The 18,318-nt window shown below is 65.4% G+C and carries 19 protein-coding genes and 1 pseudogene; 15 read left to right on the top strand and 5 right to left on the bottom strand.

From position 1 onward, the window contains the following. From ccoP to hemN, 7 genes are all read left to right on the top strand, one after another. Positions 1 to 807 (top strand): cytochrome-c oxidase, cbb3-type subunit III (ccoP, locus tag HMPREF2886_RS23705; protein ID WP_049262964.1); only part of this gene is annotated, 807 nt, incomplete at its 5' end. 218 nt (positions 808 to 1,025) lie between these two features. After that, the gene (ccoG, locus tag HMPREF2886_RS23700; RefSeq protein WP_003087288.1) at positions 1,026 to 2,441 is read left to right on the top strand and encodes a cytochrome c oxidase accessory protein CcoG; all 1,416 of its coding nucleotides are present in this window, start codon (positions 1,026 to 1,028) and stop codon (positions 2,439 to 2,441) included. An 11-nt stretch (positions 2,442 to 2,452) separates the two neighbouring features. After that, positions 2,453 to 2,992, top strand: coding sequence for a FixH family protein (locus HMPREF2886_RS23695; RefSeq protein WP_003103941.1), 540 nt, complete (start codon positions 2,453 to 2,455; stop codon positions 2,990 to 2,992). Then, a complete protein-coding gene (locus tag HMPREF2886_RS23690) occupies positions 2,989 to 5,424 on the top strand; it encodes a heavy metal translocating P-type ATPase (protein ID WP_070748494.1) in 2,436 nt (811 codons plus the stop codon). Before HMPREF2886_RS23695 ends, HMPREF2886_RS23690 begins: the two co-directional genes overlap by 4 nt. Further along, positions 5,403 to 5,612 (top strand): cbb3-type cytochrome oxidase assembly protein CcoS, encoded by a 210-nt coding sequence (gene ccoS, locus HMPREF2886_RS23685; RefSeq protein WP_003087273.1) that lies wholly within the window; start codon positions 5,403 to 5,405, stop codon positions 5,610 to 5,612. Before HMPREF2886_RS23690 ends, ccoS begins: the two co-directional genes overlap by 22 nt. Then, positions 5,605 to 6,288, top strand: a complete 684-nt coding sequence (locus HMPREF2886_RS23680) for a sulfite exporter TauE/SafE family protein (protein ID WP_003087270.1) — start codon at positions 5,605 to 5,607, stop codon at positions 6,286 to 6,288. Before ccoS ends, HMPREF2886_RS23680 begins: the two co-directional genes overlap by 8 nt. 127 nt (positions 6,289 to 6,415) lie before the next feature. Continuing rightward, on the top strand, positions 6,416 to 7,798 hold the full coding sequence (hemN, locus tag HMPREF2886_RS23675) for an oxygen-independent coproporphyrinogen III oxidase (protein WP_023116535.1): 1,383 nt from the start codon (positions 6,416 to 6,418) through the stop codon (positions 7,796 to 7,798). A 48-nt stretch (positions 7,799 to 7,846) separates the two neighbouring features. Here the strand turns inward: hemN and HMPREF2886_RS23670 are convergent, their stop codons facing one another. After that, on the bottom strand, positions 7,847 to 8,311 hold the full coding sequence (locus HMPREF2886_RS23670) for a hypothetical protein (protein ID WP_177344463.1): 465 nt from the start codon (positions 8,309 to 8,311) through the stop codon (positions 7,847 to 7,849). A gap of 247 nt (positions 8,312 to 8,558) precedes the next feature. Between HMPREF2886_RS23670 and anr the strand changes: the two genes are divergently transcribed. The 5 genes from anr (at position 8,559) to mdtI (ending at position 12,104) form a co-directional block, all read left to right on the top strand. Then, entirely contained in the window at positions 8,559 to 9,293 is a 735-nt protein-coding gene (anr, locus tag HMPREF2886_RS23665; RefSeq protein ID WP_003087262.1) for a transcriptional regulator Anr, read from the top strand. 85 nt (positions 9,294 to 9,378) lie between these two features. Next, a complete protein-coding gene (locus tag HMPREF2886_RS23660) occupies positions 9,379 to 9,927 on the top strand; it encodes an adenine phosphoribosyltransferase (RefSeq protein WP_070748490.1) in 549 nt (182 codons plus the stop codon). A 239-nt stretch (positions 9,928 to 10,166) separates the two neighbouring features. Next, a complete protein-coding gene (locus HMPREF2886_RS23655) occupies positions 10,167 to 11,003 on the top strand; it encodes a metal-dependent hydrolase (protein WP_003087258.1) in 837 nt (278 codons plus the stop codon). A gap of 409 nt (positions 11,004 to 11,412) precedes the next feature. Further along, positions 11,413 to 11,781 carry a multidrug/spermidine efflux SMR transporter subunit MdtJ gene (locus HMPREF2886_RS23650; protein ID WP_033976278.1) on the top strand — a complete coding sequence of 123 codons (369 nt, stop codon included), beginning with the start codon at positions 11,413 to 11,415 and terminating at the stop codon, positions 11,779 to 11,781. Beyond that, a complete protein-coding gene (mdtI, locus tag HMPREF2886_RS33755; protein WP_003103934.1) occupies positions 11,775 to 12,104 on the top strand; it encodes a multidrug/spermidine efflux SMR transporter subunit MdtI in 330 nt (109 codons plus the stop codon). Before HMPREF2886_RS23650 ends, mdtI begins: the two co-directional genes overlap by 7 nt. Before the next feature lie 525 nt (positions 12,105 to 12,629). Here mdtI and HMPREF2886_RS35090 read toward each other — a convergent pair. After that, positions 12,630 to 12,797 (bottom strand): annotated as a pseudogene (locus tag HMPREF2886_RS35090) (TetR family transcriptional regulator); the annotation flags it as partial. Positions 12,798 to 12,919: 122 nt separating this feature from the next. Between HMPREF2886_RS35090 and HMPREF2886_RS23635 the strand changes: the two are divergent. The 3 genes from HMPREF2886_RS23635 (at position 12,920) to HMPREF2886_RS23625 (ending at position 16,000) form a co-directional block, all read left to right on the top strand. Then, positions 12,920 to 14,503, top strand: a complete 1,584-nt coding sequence (locus HMPREF2886_RS23635; RefSeq protein ID WP_073649339.1) for a flavin-containing monooxygenase — start codon at positions 12,920 to 12,922, stop codon at positions 14,501 to 14,503. Then, on the top strand, positions 14,500 to 15,387 hold the full coding sequence (locus tag HMPREF2886_RS23630) for an SDR family NAD(P)-dependent oxidoreductase (RefSeq protein WP_033972714.1): 888 nt from the start codon (positions 14,500 to 14,502) through the stop codon (positions 15,385 to 15,387). Before HMPREF2886_RS23635 ends, HMPREF2886_RS23630 begins: the two co-directional genes overlap by 4 nt. A 73-nt stretch (positions 15,388 to 15,460) precedes the next feature. After that, positions 15,461 to 16,000 carry a CbrC family protein gene (locus tag HMPREF2886_RS23625; protein WP_033972716.1) on the top strand — a complete coding sequence of 180 codons (540 nt, stop codon included), beginning with the start codon at positions 15,461 to 15,463 and terminating at the stop codon, positions 15,998 to 16,000. Positions 16,001 to 16,012: 12 nt separating this feature from the next. On the opposite strand, the gene HMPREF2886_RS23620 is transcribed toward HMPREF2886_RS23625, so the two are convergent. The 3 genes from HMPREF2886_RS23620 to HMPREF2886_RS23610 form a co-directional block, all read right to left on the bottom strand. After that, positions 16,013 to 17,161 (bottom strand): acyl-CoA dehydrogenase family protein, encoded by a 1,149-nt coding sequence (locus HMPREF2886_RS23620; RefSeq protein ID WP_033972718.1) that lies wholly within the window; start codon positions 17,159 to 17,161, stop codon positions 16,013 to 16,015. A gap of 122 nt (positions 17,162 to 17,283) precedes the next feature. Continuing rightward, entirely contained in the window at positions 17,284 to 17,880 is a 597-nt protein-coding gene (gene recR / locus HMPREF2886_RS23615; protein ID WP_033972719.1) for a recombination mediator RecR, read from the bottom strand. A 78-nt stretch (positions 17,881 to 17,958) separates the two neighbouring features. Next, entirely contained in the window at positions 17,959 to 18,285 is a 327-nt protein-coding gene (locus HMPREF2886_RS23610) for a YbaB/EbfC family nucleoid-associated protein (protein ID WP_070748498.1), read from the bottom strand. Positions 18,286 to 18,318: the final 33 nt, after the last annotated feature.

Here is an 18,318-nt window from a genome sequence, read left to right as displayed (position 1 = left end):
GACAACCCGCTGCCGAAGTGGTGGTTCATGCTGTTCGTCGGCACCCTGGTGTTCGCCGTGGGCTACCTGGCCCTGTACCCGGGCCTGGGCACCTGGAAAGGCCTGATGCCGGGCTACCAGTCCGCCGATGAATTCGCCGACAAGGAAAAAGGCTGGACCGGCGTCCACCAGTGGGAAAAGGAAATGGCCAAGGCCGACGAGAAGTACGGCCCGATCTTCGCCAAGTTCGCCGCGATGCCCATCGAGGAAGTCGCCAAGGATCCGCAGGCGGTGAAAATGGGCGGTCGCCTGTTCGCCTCCAACTGTTCGATCTGCCACGGCTCCGACGCCAAGGGCGCCTACGGCTTCCCCAACCTGACCGACGCCGACTGGCGCTGGGGCGGCGAGCCGGAAACCATCAAGACCACCATCATGGCTGGCCGCCACGCCGCCATGCCGGCCTGGGGTGAAGTGATCGGCGAGGAAGGCGTGAAGAACGTTGCCGCTTTCGTCCTCACCCAGATGGATGGCCGCAAGCTGCCGGAAGGCGCCAAGGCAGACATCGAGGCCGGCAAGCAGGTCTTCGCCACCACCTGCGTCGCCTGCCACGGTCCGGAAGGCAAGGGCACCCCGGCGATGGGCGCTCCCGATCTGACCCACCCCGGCGCGTTCATCTACGGCTCCAGCTTCGCGCAACTGCAGCAGACCATCCGCTACGGTCGCCAGGGCGTGATGCCGGCGCAACAGGAACACCTGGGCAACGACAAGGTGCACCTGCTGGCCGCCTACGTATACAGCCTGTCGCACGGCGAGAAGAGCGCCGAATAAGCGCTCCCCTCCCCCACGACCCAGACGGCGCCGGCAACCCCGGCGCCGTTTTATTTTGTGCAAAAGAAAAGCGCGAATGGGACAATACGCGACCAAAAGTCGCACAGTTACCGCAAAAAGCCTGATAGATCAGGCGTATAATCAGTAGGCGTGCAACTATTTTCTGACCCTGCCGGCATGTACCGGCCGGGCGCCCCCCACTGCCGTGGTACGCACTGATGAGCAAACAGATTCCCGTTCAAGACGTCACCCCGCCTGCCAAGGGCGACACCAATAACAACGATCTCTACGCCAAGCGCGAGAAGATCTACACCCGGGCCTTCACCGGTATCTTCCGCCGACTGCGCATGGTGGGCGGTGCGGCGCTCTTCCTCCTCTACTTCGGTACCGTCTGGCTCAACTGGAGCGGCCGCCAGGCCGTCTGGTGGGACCTGCCCGAGCGCAAGTTCTACATCTTCGGCGCCACCTTCTGGCCGCAGGACTTCATGCTGCTGTCCTGGCTGCTGATCGTCTGCGCCTTCGGCCTGTTCTTCATCACCGTGTTCGCCGGTCGCGTCTGGTGTGGCTATACCTGCCCGCAGAGCGTGTGGACCTGGATCTACATGTGGTGCGAGAAGGTCACCGAAGGCGACCGCAACCAGCGCATCAAGCTGGACAAGGCCCCGATGAGCGGCAACAAGCTGCTGCGCAAGACCGCCAAGCACAGCCTGTGGCTGCTGATCGGCCTGGTCACCGGCCTGACCTTCGTCGGCTACTTCTCGCCGATCCGCGAGCTGATTCCCGAACTGCTCACCGGCCAGGCCGACGGCTGGGCCTACTTCTGGGTCGGTTTCTTCACCCTGGCCACCTACGGCAACGCCGGCTGGCTGCGCGAGCAGGTGTGCATCTACATGTGCCCCTACGCACGCTTCCAGAGCGTGATGTTCGACAAGGACACCCTGATCGTCTCCTACGATCCGCGTCGCGGCGAGAAGCGCGGCCCGCGCAAGAAGTCCCTCGACTACAAGGCCCAGGGCCTGGGCGACTGCATCGACTGCACGATGTGCGTGCAGGTCTGCCCGACCGGCATCGACATCCGCGACGGCCTGCAGATCGAGTGCATCGGCTGCGCCGCGTGCATCGACGCCTGCGACAGCATCATGGAGAAGATGAACTACCCGAAAGGGCTGATCAGCTACACCACCGAGCACAACCTCAACGGCCAGAAGACCCACCTGGCCCGGCCGCGCCTGATCGGCTACGCCATCGCCCTGGTGCTGATGATCTCCGCCCTGATCACCGCGGTGGTCCTGCGCCCGCTGGTCGGCTTCGACGTCAGCAAGGACCGCGTGCTCTACCGCGAGAACGAACTCGGCCGCATCGAGAACGTGTACAGCCTGAAGATCATGAACAAGGATCAGCAGGACCACACCTATATCCTCGGTGCCAAGGGCCTCGAAGGCCTGACCCTGGAAGGCCGGCGCGAGCTGAAGGTGGCGGCGGGCGACATCCTCAACCTGCCGATGGAACTGTCCATCGAGCCGGAGAAGCTGCCTTCGACCACCAACGAGATCGTCTTCACCATCGAGTCGGCCGACGACCCGAGCATCCATAAAGAAGCGAAGAGTCGCTTCATTGGCCCACGCACCCGTTGAGTAACTTGAGCATGCAGTCCGAGACCCACCCTCAACCCTGGTACAAACACTTCTGGGCCTGGTTCATCGTGGCCCTCCTGGCGACCTCGGTGGTGCTCGGGCTGAGCCTGGTCACCATCGCGGTGCGCAACCAGGACACCCTGGTCACCGACAACTACTACGAGGCCGGCAAGGGCATCAACCGCTCCCTGGAACGCGAGAACCTGGCCGTACGCCTGCAGGTGCACGCCAAGGTCAAGGTCGACGACCTGACCGGCGAAGTCGAAGTGCGCCTGACCGGCAACAGCCGTCCGGAGCAGCTCACCCTCAACCTGATCTCGCCGACCCAGCCGGAGAAGGACCGCCGCGTGGAGCTGCTGCGCAGCAACTCCGACCGCGAGCGCTACGTCGGCCAGCTGACCGACGCCGTCGAGGGCCGTCGCTTCGTCGAACTGCTCGGCCAGGAAGGCAGCGGCCAGTGGCGCCTTTTCGAGGAAGAGGTGGTATCGCCGACCGTGGTCATGGAGCTGGGTGACGAACCGCTCCAGGGAGCAGAAGCGAAGCGCCCATGAGCGCCCCCCTGCCCTGCTACCACTGCGGCTTGCCGGTACCCGCCGGCAGCCGCTTCGAGGCCCGCGTGCTCGGCGAGACGCGGGCCATGTGCTGTCCGGGCTGCCAGGCGGTGGCCGAGGCCATCGTCGCCGGCGGCCTGGAAAGCTACTACCGGCACCGCAGCGAAAACGCCGCCAATCCCGAAGCATTGCCCAAGGCGCTCAGCGAAGAGTTGCAGCTCTACGACCGCCCGGACGTACAGGGCGGCTTCGTCCGCCATGAGGGCGAGCTGGCGGAAACCAGCCTGATGATCGAAGGCATCAGTTGCGCCGCCTGCGGCTGGCTGATCGAGAAGCACCTGCGCCAGTTGCCTGGCGTGGCCGAGGCGCGGCTCAACCTGTCCAACCATCGCCTGCACGTGCGCTGGCAGGACAGCCAGTTGCCGCTCAGCCAGTTGCTCGGCGAACTGCGCCAGATCGGCTATGCCGGCCATCCCTACCAACCCGACCGCGCCACCGAGCGCCTGGCCATGGAGAACCGTCGCGCCCTGCGCCAGCTCGGCGTCGCCGGGCTGCTGTGGATCCAGGTGATGATGGCGGTGATGGCGACCTGGCCGGAATTCAACCTCGACCTTTCCGCCGGCATGGACCGAATCCTGCGCTGGGTCAGCCTGATCCTCACCACGCCGATCGTCTTCTACTGCTGCGGCCAGTTCTTCCGTGGCGCCCTGCGCGACCTGCGCACCCGCCACCTGACCATGGACGTCTCGGTGTCGCTGGCGATCGGCGGCGCCTACGTCGCCGGCATCTGGTCGACGATCACCGGCCAGGGCGAGCTGTATTTCGACGCGGTCGGCATGTTCGCCCTGTTCCTCCTCGCCGGCCGCTACCTCGAACGCCGCGCGCGGGAGCGCACCGCCGCCTCCACCGCGCAACTGGTCAACCTGCTGCCGGCGTCCTGCCTGCGCCTGGACGCCGCCAACCAGGGCGAGCGCATCCTGCTCAGCGAACTGCGCGTCGGCGACCGCGTACTGGTACCGCCAGGCGCCGTGCTGCCGGCCGACGGAGTGATCCTCGACGGCCAGTCCAGCGTCGACGAGTCGCTGCTCACCGGCGAGTACCTGCCCCATCCGCGCCAGGCCGGCGACGCCGTCACCGGCGGCACCCTGAACGTCGAGGGGCCGCTGACCGTCGAGGTCGGCGCCCTTGGCGACGACAGCCGCCTGTCGGCCATCGTCCGCCTGCTGGAACGCGCCCAGGCGGACAAGCCGCGCCTGGCGGAACTGGCCGACAAGGTGGCGCAGTGGTTCCTGCTCATCGTCCTGCTGGTCGCCGCAGCGGTCGGCGCCCTGTGGTGGCAGGTCGACCACCAGCGCGCCTTCTGGGTGGTGCTTTCGCTGCTGGTCGCCACCTGTCCCTGCGCTCTGTCGCTGGCCACGCCCACCGCGCTCACCGCGTCCACCGGCAGCCTGCACAAGCTCGGCCTGCTGATCACGCGCGGGCACGTGCTGGAAGGGCTGAACCACATCGACACGGTAATCTTCGACAAGACCGGCACCCTCACCGAAGGCCGCCTGACGCTCAAGCAGGTGCTACCCCTGCGCGACCTCGACGCGGATCGCTGCCTGGCCCTCGCCGCCGCCCTCGAGAACCGTTCCGAACACCCCATCGCCCGCGCCTTCGGCCGTGCGCCGGAGGCCGCCGACAGCGTCGCAAGCCATCCGGGGCTGGGCCTCGAAGGCCTGGTGGAAGGCCGCCGCCTGCGCATCGGCCAGGCCGCCTTCGTCAGCAACCTGGGCGGCAGCGCCACGCCCGCGATGCCCGGCGACTCCGGACAGTGGCTGCTGCTCGGCGACGAACAGGGACCGCTGGCCTGGTTCGGTCTCGACGACCGCCTGCGCAGCGACGCTCCCGCCCTGCTCAGCGCCTGTAAGGCGCGCGGCTGGCGCACCCTCCTGCTATCCGGAGACGCCTCGCCGATGGTCGCCAGCGTCGCCGCCGAACTGGGCATCGACGAAGCCCGCGGCGGCCTGACCCCGGACGACAAGCTGGCCATGCTCGAACGCCTGCACGGCGAGGGCCGTCGGGTGCTGATGCTCGGCGACGGAGTCAACGACGTACCGGTGCTCGCCGGTGCCGACATCAGCGTCGCCATGGGCAGCGCCACCGACCTGGCCAAGACCAGCGCCGACGCGGTGCTCCTGTCCAACCGCCTGGACAGCCTGGTGCAGGCCTTCCGGCTGGCGCGCCGTACCCGCCATATCATCGTCGAGAACCTGGCCTGGGCCAGCCTGTACAATGGCCTGGTCCTGCCCTTCGCCGCGCTCGGCTGGATCACCCCGGGCTGGGCGGCGATCGGCATGTCGGTCAGTTCGCTGCTGGTGGTGGTCAACGCCCTGCGGCTGATCCGAATCCCTTCGCCGAGGTCCGTATGGCCGCGCTCTACATCCTGATCCCCGTCGCGATCGTCATCGTCGCCATCGCCATCTACGTGTTCTTCTGGGCGGTGGACAGCGGCCAGTACGACGATCTCGACGGCCCCGCCCACAGCATTCTCTTCGACGACGAAGACCCGAAGCACCAGGCCGGCGTCGACGAAGCGGAGAAGCCGTCGAAACCCGAGGACCGACCGCGTGGCTGAACTGGCACCGCTGCTGGTTTCCGCGCTGATCCTCGGCCTGCTCGGGGGAGGCCACTGCCTGGGCATGTGCGGCGGCCTGATGGGCGCCCTGACCCTGGCCATTCCCGCCGAACAGCGCGGCCGTCGCCTGCGCCTGCTGCTGGCCTACAACCTCGGCCGCATCCTCAGCTACGCCTGCGCCGGCCTGCTGCTCGGCCTGGCCGGCTGGGCGGTAGCGCGCACCCCGTTGGCCGGCGCGCTGCGGGTGGTCGCCGGGCTGCTGCTGATCGCCATGGGACTCTACCTGGCCGGCTGGTGGAGCGGCCTGACCCGCGTCGAGGCGCTCGGTCGCGGCCTCTGGCGCCACCTGGAACCCTTCGCCCGGCGCCTGCTGCCGGTCTCCAGCCTGCCACGGGCCCTGCTGCTCGGAGCGATCTGGGGCTGGCTGCCCTGCGGGCTGGTCTACAGCACCCTGCTCTGGGCCACCAGCCAGGGATCGGCACTGGACAGCGCGCTGCTGATGCTGGCGTTCGGCCTCGGCACCTGGCCGGTTCTGCTGGCCACCGGCATGGCCGCCGAACGGGTGACCGCCCTGCTGCGCCGTCGCGGCGTACGCATCGTGGGCGGCCTGATGGTCATCCTCTTCGGCCTCTGGACCCTCCCAGGACCGCACCAGGCCTGGCTGATGGGGCATTGACGGACGCCCGTCCCAACATCGGGCGACACATCCTGTATACATTCACCCGCTTGATACAAATCAACAGGCCTTCCCGGCGCAATCCCTAGACTTCCCGACTAAAGCTCGCCAACTGGGGATCTCTGGCATGCTCGACACCATTCGCTGGGACGCTGACCTGATTCGGCGCTACGACCTTTCCGGCCCGCGTTACACCTCCTATCCGACCGCCGTGCAGTTCCACGAAGGCATCGGCCCGTTCGACCAGTTGCACGCTCTGCGCGACAGCCGGAAGGCCGGACACCCCCTGTCGCTCTACGTGCACATCCCGTTCTGCGCCAACATCTGCTACTACTGCGCCTGCAACAAGGTGATCACCAAGGATCGCGGGCGCAGCGCGCCGTACCTCGCGCGCCTGGTCCGCGAGATCGAGATCGTCAGCCGCCACCTCTCCCGCGAGCAGGTGGTCGAGCAACTGCACTTCGGTGGCGGAACCCCGACCTTCCTCAGTCCCGGCCAGTTGCGCGAACTCATGTCGCAATTGCGCACCCACCTCAACCTGCTGGACGACGATTCGGGCGACTACGGCATCGAGATCGACCCGCGCGAGGCCGACTGGTCGACCATGGGCCTGCTCCGCGAACTCGGTTTCAACCGCGTCAGCCTTGGCGTACAGGACTTCGACATGGAGGTGCAGAAGGCGGTCAACCGCATGCAGACCCCGGAGGAGACCCGTACCATCGTCGAGGCCGCGCGCACCCTGCAGTACCGCTCGATCAACCTCGACCTGATCTACGGACTGCCGAAACAGACGCCGGACAGCTTCGCCCGCACCGTCGACGAAGTGATCGCGCTACAGCCGGATCGCCTCTCGGTGTTCAACTACGCCCACCTGCCCGAGCGTTTCATGCCGCAGCGGCGGATCAACGCCGACGACTTGCCTAGCCCGGGTCAGAAACTGGAAATGCTCCAGCGCACCACCGAGCAACTCGCCGCGGCGGGCTACCGCTATATCGGCATGGATCACTTCGCCCTGCCCGACGACGAGCTGGCCAGCGCTCAGGAAGACGGCACCCTGCAACGCAATTTCCAGGGCTACACCACGCACGGGCACTGTGACCTGGTAGGTCTCGGGGTCTCGGCGATCAGCCAGATCGGCGACCTCTACAGCCAGAACAGCAGCGACATCAACGACTACCAGACCAGCCTCGACAACGGCCAGTTGGCGATCCGTCGCGGCCTGCACTGCAACAGCGACGACCGGGTGCGGCGCGCGGTGATCCAGCAACTGATCTGCCATTTCGAACTGGCCTTCGAGGATATCGAGACGGAGTTCGGCATCGACTTCCGCAGCTACTTCGCCGAGCTGTGGCCCGACCTCGAGCGCTTCGCCACCGACGGCCTGATCCGCCTGGACGCCAAAGGCATCGACATCACCTCCTCCGGGCGTCTGCTGGTGCGTTCGATCTGCATGCTGTTCGACCGCTACCTGCCCAGCCTCAACCGGCAGCGCTTCTCCCGAGTGATCTGAAAGCGCACCGCCCTGCCCGCACGACAGGGCGGTGAATCCCCGTCCCTTCTACCGGCTGCCCATGACCTTCATGATCAGCGCCGGGTCGCTGATGCCCATCTTCTTGATGGCCGATGCCATCGCGGCCGTCGCCGTCTGCAGGGCGGAGTTGAGTTGTTGCAGCTCCTTCTGCAACGCAGGCACGCGAACCTCCTTCGTCCCCGGATCGGACGACCTCATGGCCTCCTGCAGCTCCCTGAGCTTCTCCTCGATCTTCTTCTTCAACTCGCGGATCATCTTCACCATCGGCCGCAATTCCTGCGGGATATCCTCGTCCTCCTCCTCCACCGACACCCCCATGGTGGCGGCCAGCTCGCGCCCTGCCTGGGAAAGCCGTACATGCTGATCGGCGGCCTCGGCGCCGGCGGCCGGGTTTCCCGCCTGCTCGGCGGCGCCGGTCCGCGCGGCCTTGGCATCCGCGGCGGCGCGCGACGAGGGCGGCACCTGGGTGGTGATCCAGCCACTGAGGGTCAACATTCCAGTCACTCCGGGAAAAATGGAATTCTTCCATTGGATCGGCCCACGCGTCGCGAACTTGAGCCCCTTTTCGTCGCCCCTTGACAGGATGCGACAGGTAGTCGCAGTTGTTTGACGCAAGTCACTGATTGGAAACGCTATAGGCCTGTCAGAAATGGTCGTTGCCAGACCTATGGCTGGCACCCGCATCGCGGCTGCGTTACCCTTACTCCTGTTGTGCCTTTAACCTAGCAAGGACCCCTCAATGGCCGAAACCATCAAGGTGCGCGCACTGCCCCAAGCACACTGCAAGGATTGCAGTCTGGCCCCGCTGTGCCTCCCCCTGTCGCTGACCGTGGAAGACATGGATTCGCTGGACGAGATCGTCAAGCGCGGTCGCCCCCTGAAGAAAGGCGAATTCCTGTTCCGCCAGGGCGATCCTTTCGGCTCGGTCTTTGCCGTGCGCTCCGGCGCCCTGAAAACCTTCAGCATCACCGATGCCGGCGAAGAACAGATCACCGGCTTCCACCTGCCCAGCGAGCTGGTCGGCCTGTCCGGGATGGATACCGAAACCTATCCGGTATCCGCCCAGGCCCTGGAAACCACCTCGGTCTGCGAGATTCCCTTCGAGCGCCTGGACGAACTGTCGGAGCAGCTGCCGCAACTGCGCCGCCAACTGATGCGCCTGATGAGCCGGGAAATCCGCGATGACCAGCAGATGATGCTGCTGCTGTCGAAGAAGACGGCCGACGAGCGCATCGCCACCTTCCTGGTCAATCTGTCGGCACGCTTCCGTGCCCGCGGCTTCTCCGCCCAGCAGTTCCGCCTGGCCATGTCGCGCAACGAGATCGGCAACTATCTCGGCCTGGCCGTGGAAACCGTGTCGCGGGTCTTCACCCGCTTCCAGCAGAACGGCCTGATCAGCGCGGAAGGCAAGGAAGTGCACATCCTCGACTCCATCGAGCTGTGCGCCCTCGCCGGCGGCCAGCTGGAAGGCTGAAGCGCCTGCGAACCGCCGACGGGCCCGCCTCAGCGCGGGCCCGTTGTATGATGGGCCACGAAAAACGCCCAGCCCAGGATCTTCCATGATTTTCGACGAGCTCACCCTCAAGTCGCAGATCCGCGCCGTGCCGGACTTTCCCAAGCCCGGCGTGGTGTTCCGCGACATCACCCCGCTGTTCCAGTCGCCGCGTGCGCTGCGCATGACCGTGGACAGCTTCGTCCAGCGCTACATCGAGGCCGATTTCAGCCACATCGGCGCCATGGATGCCCGCGGCTTCCTCATCGGCTCGGCGGTGGCCTATGCGCTGAACAAGCCCCTGGTCCTGTTCCGCAAGCAGGGCAAGCTACCCGCCGACGTACTCGCCGAGGGCTACCAGACCGAATACGGCGAGGCCTTCCTCGAAGTACATGCCGACAGCCTCTGCGAAGGCGACAGCGTACTGATCTTCGACGACCTCATCGCCACCGGCGGGACCCTGCTGGCGGCCGCGAGCCTGGTACGACGTCTCGGGGCCAGGGTCTTCGAGGCCGCGGCGATCATCGACCTGCCGGAACTCGGCGGCTCCACTCGCCTGCAGGACGCCGGCATCTCCACCTTCAGCCTCACCGCGTTCGCTCTCGACGAGCGTTGATACGCCGGGGCGCGCCCTGGCGCCCCGCGTTCGCTGCTGGCGCCCCATCTTCCGTCTGGTCGAGCCGACCTGGCCATTAATGACTTCGAAATGGCCAGGAATGACCTCCCACTGTTGGACAATCCTGCAATAATTACATCAGCTAATGACACATTCAGAGGTGTTATAGCGAACTCACCATAGGGAACCCGAGGAAACCTGCACGTTTCCCCTCCCCAGAACAACAAAAGGAGTTAGCCATGACTGCCACTGGCACCGCCTCCCCGGTTCGCGCCAATTTCCCCGTGCGGCGGATGGATTTCAGCTTCAGCGAAACCCCGAAGTACTGGTGGGACGGCCAACCCTTCATGACCCAGTTCATGAACAACCTGTCCTCGCTCTTCCCCTACGGCGAAAAATTCTTCGTCGATAGCGTGCGCGCGGTGCGCGACCGCCTGGAGGATCCGCAACTGAAGAAGGACGTCAGCGCCTTCATCGGCCAGGAGGCGATGCACTCCAAGGAACATGCCGCCTACAACGAATATGCCGAGGAGCACGGGGTCGACCTGGAGTGCCTCGAACTGCGGATCAAGGTCCTGCTGGAAAACGTCAGCAAGGTCACCACCAGGAAACACCAGTTGGCGATCACCTGCGCCCTCGAGCATTTCACCGCGACCATGGCCGCGCAGTTGCTCAAGCGCGAAGACCTGACCATCCAGATGCAGTCGCCGAAGATGTACAAGCTGTGGATGTGGCATGCCATCGAGGAGAACGAACACAAGAACGTCGCCTACGATGTGTACCAGAAAGTCTACGGCGGCTACTTCACCCGGGTTCTGGTGATGATGCTGACCACCCTGATGTTCTTCGGCGTCATCGGCTGGTTCCAGCTCGACCTGCTACGCAAGGACGGCCAATTGTTCAACTGGCGCTCCTGGAAGCATGGCCTGGGCACCTTGTTCGGCCTGCGCAAGGGCTTCTTCACCCGTCTGCTGCTGCCCTACCTGGACTACTACCGGCCAGGCTTCCACCCCAGCGACCACGACACCGCGAAACTGGAGAAATACTGGAAGGACAAACTGGCCTTCGCCGATTGAAGCCCGCCTCCGCCGGTGCCGCTCCGCCCCCCGACGCCAGGCCCCGCCTGGCGTTTCTTATTCGAGAGCAGAACAGGATATTGCACACGGAAAAGCCTCCGTTTCGACTACCGTTCCTGAATCCGCCATTTTACGGAGGAAATAATTAGTCAATTCCTATCGATTGGCTTTTTACGATGCCCTGAGGTAATATAATGTTCATTATGTTGAACACCAAGGCATTACCTCTCCCCACTTCCCGTCTGGTATCCCGCGAGCGTCACTGGACCGGCGACCTCTAGCTCCCTCCCTCGACACCTTCTGTCGGTGGCGACCGCCCCTGCGCTTCGCGGTCTTTCCCGCACCTCGCCACCGCTCTACGTCATCTTTGGCCGCGGCCTCCATTCCGCGGTGCCCATGGGAGGGCAACATGCGTTCCTGGATCTATCTGTTACTGGCTATCGGCGCCGAAGTGATCGGCACCACCTCGATGAAACTGGCCGCCACCCACGCCCCTATCGCAGGCATGCTGCTGATGTACGGGATGATCGGCCTGTCCTATTTCTTCCTCGCCCTGGCGGTCAAGCGTGTCCCCGTCGGAGTCGCCTACGCCCTTTGGGAAGGCATTGGCATCGTCCTGATCACGGCGGTCAGCGTCGCCTGGCTGGGCGAAAGCATCGGCCTGTACAAGGCCGTCGGTCTCGGCGTGATGATCGCCGGCATCCTGCTGATCAAGTCCGGCACCCGCAACGCCGGCGACACGCCGGCGCAGCCCCGTGGGGAGGCCGTCACATGCTGACCCTGAACTGGATTCCCTTCGCCTGGCTCGGCCTGGCGATCGCCCTAGAGGTCGTCGCCAACCTGCTGTTGAAATACTCCGACGGTTTCCGCAGGCGCGGCCTCGGGATCGCCTCGATCCTCTGCGTGATGGCCGCCTTCACCGCGCTGGCGCAGGCGGTGAAGGACATCGAGCTGTCACTGGCCTATGCGATCTGGGGCGGCTTCGGCATCCTCGCCACCGTCGCCATGGGCTGGGCGCTGTTCGGCCAGCGCCTGGCCTGGCGCGGCTGGCTCGGCCTGTTGCTGCTGCTGGCCGGCATGAGCCTGCTCAAGCTGGCCTGACGCCTCGGCGTCCAGCGAAACGCCCATCATCTGCAGGACCGCGGCGCCGGTGAACAACAGCAGTATCTGTTCCTCGCCCAGGGCGCAGATTTCCCGACGCCGCTCCGGCTGGCCGATATAGTCCAGCGACAACTGAAACAGCTGGCGGCCGATCAGGCTGGAGAGGCGGCGGATGGTCGCCTCGCTCACCGCCGGCAACAACCTGAATTCGATGATGTCCTCCGACATGTCCTCGGCGAACTCGTCCATGATCTGACGCAGGGCACCACGCAGCACCGGCGAAGCCCCATGCAGTTCGCGCACGCCGACGATGAACGCGGCGGGATTGCTCTCCACGAAGTCGAAGAACAGCCGCACCGTCTCCCGGCAGACCCGCCGCCCCCTTTCCAGGTCCAGGCCGAACGGCGTCGCCTGCGCTCGGGCACTGGGCGCCGCACGGGTCGCGGCCTCGCGGCGAAGCTGGCGCAGCGGCTGGCGCAGTTGGGTAGAGATGTCGCGGATCATGGTCAGGCCAAGATCGTCGATATCGCGGAAATGCCGATAGAAGGTGTTCGGATTCAGCCCCGCCTCGCGCGCCAGCTCGCGCAAGCCGATGGCCCCCAGGCTGCGGCTGCTGCTGCCCAGGCGCAAGGCCGCCTCCAGCAAGGCGCGTTTGCCGGGAGCGTCGGCAACCCTGTCCTTCGTTTCGTTCATGTCGCTCATGTTCCACCTGGTTGTTTCCATGCGCCACAGGTTCGGCCATTGCGCCGCCCCGACCCTACCTAAGGTTGGCTTGACCCTGAAGTATACAGATGTCTACATTCCGAGGTAGACGAGTGTATACGCCAGCAAACAATCATAACAGGAGCTTGGCCATGAGTACCCAACCCACCCCTGCCGCCGCCCGGCACTGCAAGGTCGCCATCATCGGCACCGGTTTCTCCGGGCTGGGGATGGCGATCCGTCTCCGCCAGGAAGGCGAGGACGACTTCCTGATCTTCGAAAAGGACGCCGGCGTCGGCGGCACCTGGAGAGTCAACAACTACCCTGGCTGCGCCTGCGACGTGCAATCCCACGTCTATTCCTTCTCGTTCGAAGCGAACCCGGAGTGGACGCGGATGTTCGCCCGCCAGCCGGAAATCCGCGCCTATCTGGAGAAGTGCTGGGAAAAATACCGCTTGCAGGAAAAGACCCTGCTGAACACCGAGATCGGCAAGCTGGCCTGGGACGAGCGGCAAAGCCTCTGGCACCTGCATGACGCCCAGGGCAACCATTACACCGCGAACGCCGTGGTTTCCGGCATGGGCGGCCTGTCCACCCCGGCCTATCCGCGCCTCGATGGCCTGGAGAACTTCCAGGGCAAGGTCTTCCATTCCCAGCAGTGGGACCATGACTACGACCTCAAGGGCAAGCGCGTGGCGGTGATCGGCACCGGCGCCTCGGCGATCCAGTTCGTCCCGGAGATCCAGCCGCTGGTGGCCGCGCTCGATCTCTACCAGCGCACTCCGCCATGGATCCTGCCCAAACCGGACCGGGCGATCAGCGAAACCGAGCGCCGGCGCTTCCGGCGCTTCCCGCTGGTGCAGAAGCTCTGGCGCGGCGGCCTCTACAGCCTGCTCGAAGGACGGGTGCTGGGCTTCACCTTCGCCCCGCAGGTGATGAAGCTGGTGCAGCGCCTGGCGATCCGCCACATCCACAAGCAGATCAAGGATCCGGAACTGCGCCGCAAGGTCACGCCGGACTACACCATCGGCTGCAAGCGCATCCTCATGTCGCACAACTACTACCCGGCCCTGGCTGCCGCCAACTCCACGGTGATCACCGAAGGCATCCGCGCCGTCACCGCCAACGGAATCGTCGACGGCAACGGCCGGGAGCGCGAGGTCGACGCGATCATCTTCGGTACCGGCTTCACCGCCAACGATCCGATCCCCCGCGGAGTGGTCTTCGGTCGCGACGGCCGCGACCTGCTGGACAGCTGGACCAAGGGCCCGGAAGCCTACAAGGGCACTACCACCGCCGGCTTCCCCAATCTGTTCTTCCTGATGGGACCGAACACCGGCCTCGGCCACAACTCGATGGTCTACATGATCGAGTCGCAGATCGCCTACGTCCTCGATGCGCTGAAGCTGATGGAGCGCCGCGAACTGCTCAGTCTCGAGGTCAAGGCTCCGGTGCAGGAACGCTACAATGAATACCTCCAGCGCAAGCTGGACCGCAGCGTCTGGAGCGTGGGCGGTTGCAAGAGCTGGTACCTGCATCCGGTCAGCGGCCGCAACTGCACCCTGTGGCCGGGTTTCACCTGGCGCTTCCGTGCCCTGACCCGGCAGTTCGACGCCTCCGCCTACCACCTCACCACGACACCGCTCGCCACCCTGAGCAACGAAGCCCGCCAACAGGCCGAAGGGGTACCCGCATGAAGTCGTTCGAAAACAAAGTCGCCGCCATCACCGGCGCAGGCTCGGGCATCGGTCGTGCCCTGGCCGTGGAACTCGGCAGGCAGGGTTGCCATCTGGCCCTGGCCGACGTCAATGCCGCAGCTCTCGAGGAAACCCGCCAATTGCTCGCCAGCAGCGGGGTACGCGTCTCCACGGCGGTCGTCGACGTGGCCGACCGCGAGCAGGTGCAGGCCTGGGCCGACAAGGCGGCCAGCGAACATGGCCGGGTGAACCTCATCTTCAACAACGCGGGCGTCGCCCACGCCGGTACCGTGGAAGGCAGCGACTACTCGGAGTATGAGTGGATCATGAACATCAACTTCTGGGGCGTGGTGAACGGCACCAAGGCGTTCCTTCCGCACCTGAAGGCCTCCGGCAACGGCCACGTGGTCAATGTCTCCAGCGTCTTCGGGCTGTTCGCCCAGCCCGGGATGAGCGCCTACAACGCCACCAAGTACGCGGTGCGCGGCTTCACCGAGTCGTTGCGCCAGGAACTGGACATGGAGGACTCCGGCGTCTCCGCCAGTTGCGTGCATCCCGGCGGGATCAAGACCAACATCGCCAAGACCGCGAGAATGAACGAGAGCATGGCCAAGGTCACCGGCCAGGCTCCCGACAAGGCTCGCCAGCAATTCAACGACCAGTTGCTGCGGACCACCCCGGAGAAGGCCGCCCAGGTCATCCTGCGCGGCGTGCAGCGCGACAGCCGGCGCATCCTGATCGGTGCCGACGCCCACGCGATCGACGTGATGCTGCGCCTGGCGCCAGTGCTCTACCAGCGCGTGGTCACCGCCAGCATGCGCCTGGCAGCGCGCTTCGCGCCGCGCCCGAAGAGCCCCCAGGGCGCCCGCGAAGCCAGCGAGTGAACAGGCCCGCCGGGTAGCCGCCAGGCTGCCCGGCACGTCATACTCGACGGCCAGTCTCCAGGGTACGGCCGTCATGAACCTTCCCCTTCCGCACTTCCGCTACCATCCCGAACCGCTCGCCAGCGGCAGCATCGAGGCTTCCGCCGCCGCCTGCCAGTGCTGTGGCAAGGCTCGTGGCTACGTCTACACCGGTTCGCCCTATTCCCGCCACGAGTTGCCGCCCGGCAGCCTTTGCCCCTGGTGCATAGCCGACGGCAGCGCGGCCGCGCGCTACGAAGCGAGCTTTTCCGACGACTATCCGCTGCTCGACGCCGGCGTCGCCGCGGATATCGTCACCGAAGTCTGCGAGCGCACGCCCGGCTACGCCTCCTGGCAGCAGGAGCGCTGGCTGGTTTGCTGCGAGGATGCCTGCGCCTTTCGCGGCGACGCGGGGCGCGAGGAAATCGGGCAACTGGGAGCCGAGGGCCTGGCGCAGCGCTTCGCCGATTTCGCCTGGCCGGCTATCACCTGGCAACGCCTCGTCGACGCCTATACGCCCGGCGGCAATCCGGCCATCTACCGCTTCGACTGCCTGCACTGTGGCCAGGCGCATTACGACCTGGACTTCACCTGATAGAACGTGCCCCTACAACCCCATCTGCTTGCCGATGATCTCGTTCATGATTTCCCGCGAACCGCCGCCGATGGAGAGAATCCGGTTGTCGCGGTACAGCCGCTCCACCAGGCTTTCGCGCATGTAGCCCATGCCGCCGAGCAACTGCACGGCATCATAGGTCAGGCGATCGGCGACATCGGTAGCGAAGTTCTTGGCCATCGATATCTCCTTGATCACGCTCTTGCCGGCGGCCATTTTCGCTGCCTGGCGATAGGTGAACTCCCGTGAAACCTCCAGTTGCGTGGCCATTTCCGCGAGACGATGGCGCAGCACCTGGAACTTGCCGATCGGCTTGCCGAACGCTTCCCGCTCGCGCGCCCAGCGCAGCGACTCCTCCAGAGCCAGTTGCGCGGTCATGTTGGCCATCACCGCCAAGGCCAGGCGCTCGCTCTGGAAATTGGCCATGATGCAGGCGAAGCCGGCGTTCTCCACGCCGATCAGGTTTTCCGCAGGCACCCGGCAGTCGTCGAAGAACAGTTCGGCGGTATCCGACGCCCACCAGCCCATCTTCTTCAGCTTGCGTCCGACACTGAACCCGGCAGTGCCCTTCTCCACCAGCAGCAGGCTGACGCCGGCGAAACCCTCGCCACCGGTACGCACCGCCACCGTGTAGTAGTCCGCGCGCACGCCGCTGGTGATGAAGGTCTTGCTGCCGCTGACGCGATAGTGATCGCCATCGCGCACCGCACGGGTCTTCAGGTTGGCCACGTCGGAGCCGCCGGAGGGCTCGGTGACCGCCAGGGCCATGATCTTCTCGCCGCGCAGCACCGCCGGCACCACCCGCTCACGCACCTCGGGACGGGCCCACTTGACCACCGGGGGCAAGCCGATATCCAACGACCCCAACCCGGCGACCAGGCCGCCGGAACCGCAGCGCATGAGCTCTTCGCTGGCCGCCACCTTGGCGAACAGATCGCCTTCGCAACTGCCGCCGTAGGCTTCCGGGTAGCCGATGCCGAGAATCCCGGCCGCGCCGGCCTTGAGATAGAGTTCGCGGGGAAATTCCTCGGCCTCCTCCCATTCATCGATGTGCGGCAACACCTCGCGCTCGACGAAACGGCGCACCGAATCCCTGATCAGTTGATGGGACTCGTCGAAGTACTGCTGGAAGTCAGTCATGGCCGGGCTCCTGATGGGAGCCTCAGAACTTACCTAGCGCTTGCTTGGTTTTCAATACGGGAAACTGGCCATCGGCGAGGGCGTATAGGCCGCCCTTCCTACGGACACGGGAGGCACAGAGCTCAGGAGATCGGCCGCCGTCCGGCCAGGGCGTGGGCCAAGGTGCCGCCATCGACCAGTTCCAGCTCGCCGCCCAGCGGCACGCCATGGGCGATACGCGACAAGGTCAGGCCGCGGCCGGCCAGTAGCTGGGCGATATAGTGGGCGGTGGCCTCGCCTTCGACGGTCGGGTTGGTGGCGAGGATCACCTCGCTGAAGACTCCGTCCCTGATCCGCGCTTCCAGTTCGGGAATGCCGATCGCCTCCGGCCCCAGGCCGTCGAGCGGCGACAGGTGTCCCTTGAGCACGAAATAGCGGCCGCGGTAGCCGGTCTGCTCCACCGCGAACACGTCCAGCGGACCTTCCACCACGCAGAGCAGCGAGTCGTCGCGTCGCGGGTCGGCGCACTGCGGGCACAGCTCCTCCTCGCTGAGGGTACGGCACTGCCGGCAATGACCGACCCCTTCCATCGCGGCGGTCAACGCCTGGGCCAGCTTCAGGCCGCCGCTGCGATCGCGCTCCAGCAGCATCAGCGCCATGCGCTGGGCCGACTTCTGCCCGACACCGGGAAGAATGCGCAGGGACTCGATCAGTTGGCGGATCAGCGGGCTGAAACTCATGCAGGACTCGTCGGATAGAGGGAGAGGAATGGCTGCCGGGCGCCGTCCGAAGAAGGCGGACCCGGCACGAACGCGGGATCAGAAGGGCATCTTGAAGCCGGGCGGCAGTTGCATGCCCGAGGTGAAGCCGGACATCTTTTCCTGGTTGTTCTGCTCGATCTTGCGCACCGCATCGTTGATCGCGGCAGCGATCAGGTCTTCGAGGATTTCCTTGTCTTCCTGCATCAGGCTGTCGTCCAGGCTGACGCGCTTGACGTCGTGGCGCCCGGTCATCACCACGCTGACCAGACCGGCGCCGGATTGCCCGGTCACTTCGGCGTCGGCCAGCTCTTCCTGCATCTTCTGCATCTTTTCCTGCATCTGCTGCGCCTGCTTCATCAGGCCGGCCATGCCACCTTTCATCATGTTCTTCACCTCGAATGTCGTCTTGTTGCGTGC

The sequence above is a fragment of the Pseudomonas sp. HMSC066A08 genome, from assembly GCF_001813025.1.
Classification (GTDB): domain Bacteria; phylum Pseudomonadota; class Gammaproteobacteria; order Pseudomonadales; family Pseudomonadaceae; genus Pseudomonas; species Pseudomonas aeruginosa.
Note: the sequence above shows the minus strand (reverse complement) of the source record. Positions and strands in the feature narration are given on the sequence as shown.